Raw genomic sequence first — 436 nt, 5'->3', positions numbered from 1 at the left:
CCAATCCCTATCAGCTTTCCAAATTGTTAAAGAGCGGGCTTAAAAAAGCCAAAGATAATGTTTAAGTTTATCTTTGGCATCTCTAACCATAATGCAGTAAATGGTGGAGCTATGCGGGATCGAACCGCAGACCTCCTGCGTGCAAGGCAGGCGCTCTCCCAGCTGAGCTATAGCCCCATTTACATGCAGTGCGAGTAAATAAGATGTTCCAAACCTCTTAAAGGATTGGTTTGCCAATCATTTCTTATCAAGGCGGACAGTGGCGACGTTTAGTTCACTAAACGAGTCACTTTCCAACGCTGAGAAGGAAGGATTGGTGGGTCAGAGTGGACTTGAACCACCGACCTCACCCTTATCAGGGGTGCGCTCTAACCAGCTGAGCTACAGACCCATCTTTTACTCTATCTTCTATCAAGCAAATCTGTGTGAACACTCA

The 436-nt window shown here is 46.1% G+C and carries 2 tRNA genes; both read right to left on the bottom strand.

Features of this window, described 5'->3' with window-relative positions:
• Positions 1 to 101 precede the first annotated feature (101 nt).
• Positions 102 to 177 (bottom strand) — tRNA-Ala (locus AEA42_RS05260).
• Between the two features lie 137 nt (positions 178 to 314).
• Positions 315 to 391 (bottom strand) — tRNA-Ile (locus AEA42_RS05255).
• Positions 392 to 436 lie beyond the last annotated feature (45 nt).

It is taken from the genome of Shewanella sp. Sh95 (assembly GCF_001308045.1).
Classification (GTDB): domain Bacteria; phylum Pseudomonadota; class Gammaproteobacteria; order Enterobacterales; family Shewanellaceae; genus Shewanella; species Shewanella xiamenensis.
Note: the sequence above shows the minus strand (reverse complement) of the source record. Positions and strands in the feature narration are given on the sequence as shown.